Raw genomic sequence first — 540 nt, forward strand, 5'->3', positions numbered from 1 at the left:
TTTTGCGTGATGCGGCGAAACGAGACGCTCTTTGCCGTTTTCTATTTCACGCTTGGTCGTACTGCGTTTTTCCACATCATGCAGCATGGCGGCAGCAAACAGAATATGCTGCTCCTGTCCATCAAGCGCTTGAAACTCGGGCAATTGTAAAAGGGCTTCGCATACCATTTTGGTATGCGTAAATACATCGCCTTCGGCATGCCACTCAGGGTCTTGCGGAACGTCCTTCATATCGGCAAACCAGCTGAAACGACGTTCTAAGGCTTGCCAATCAGGAAGTTGACCGGGTATGTAATATGGGAATGTCCACATAATTGTCTTTCTTATTATTGGATAATTGGACTTCAGGCCGTCTGAAACTGCCAGCTTTGCCAATGGTATTTGTCGTAATCGATAAGACGGGCAGGCTTCCAAGTTTTCGTCCAATGAACGTCGGTTTTAACGTGTTTGGCTCGCACCAATTTGAAAAGATTGTCGAATTCATTGGATTGAACAGGCAGATTGCCGTTGTTGGTGGCAAAATCATCGGCGTTCCGGATA

Annotated in this window: 2 pseudogenes; both read right to left on the reverse strand. The window is 46.7% G+C overall.

Annotation, left to right across the window (positions count from 1 at the left end):
* Positions 1 to 312: pseudogene (locus tag ACTHUR_RS17475) on the reverse strand (poly(A) polymerase); the annotation flags it as partial.
* Between the two features lie 32 nt (positions 313 to 344).
* Positions 345 to 540, reverse strand: a pseudogene (locus ACTHUR_RS17480) (RNA ligase family protein); the annotation flags it as partial.

It is taken from the genome of Neisseria sp. P0021.S007, assembly GCF_051956855.1.